Source organism: Micromonospora sp. CV4 (genome assembly GCF_003667455.1).
Taxonomy (GTDB): Bacteria; Actinomycetota; Actinomycetes; order Mycobacteriales; family Micromonosporaceae; genus Micromonospora.
On record NZ_RCVI01000020.1, the window covers coordinates 1 to 438 of the forward strand.

Annotated in this window: 1 pseudogene; it reads right to left on the reverse strand. The window is 72.4% G+C overall.

Annotated elements, in window-relative coordinates:
- A pseudogene (locus tag EAD98_RS00095) lies at positions 1 to 438 on the reverse strand (3D-(3,5/4)-trihydroxycyclohexane-1,2-dione acylhydrolase (decyclizing)); the annotation flags it as partial.

The window sequence follows — 438 nt, forward strand, 5'->3', positions numbered from 1 at the left end:
TGGTAGGCCTTGCGGTCCCGGACCCGCCACAGCTTGTGCAGATCGCCGGGCATGGAGCCGGCGGCGCAGACGACGACGTCCCTCGAGTCGGACAGTTCGTTGACGCAGCCGAGCACCGTGCCCTGGGTGAGGACGCCGGCGGCGAGCGCGTCGGTGACCTCGGCGGGCGGGTGGTAGGCGGCCTCCACCCGCGCGTCCCAGTCGCGGAACAGCCTCACCTGCCGGTCCCGGTACGCCGGGTCCACGGCATACCCCTGGAGGGCCGCGGCGAGGGCGGTGACGGCCTCGCGGGCGTCCGCCACGACCGGCAGGCCCGCGTGCTTGCCGGCGTCGAACCGGGCGATGTTGATGTTGACAAAGCGGATGCGCGGATCCTGGAAGGCGGTGCGCGAAGCGGTGGTGAAGTCGCTGTAGCGGGTGCCGATGCCGATGACGACG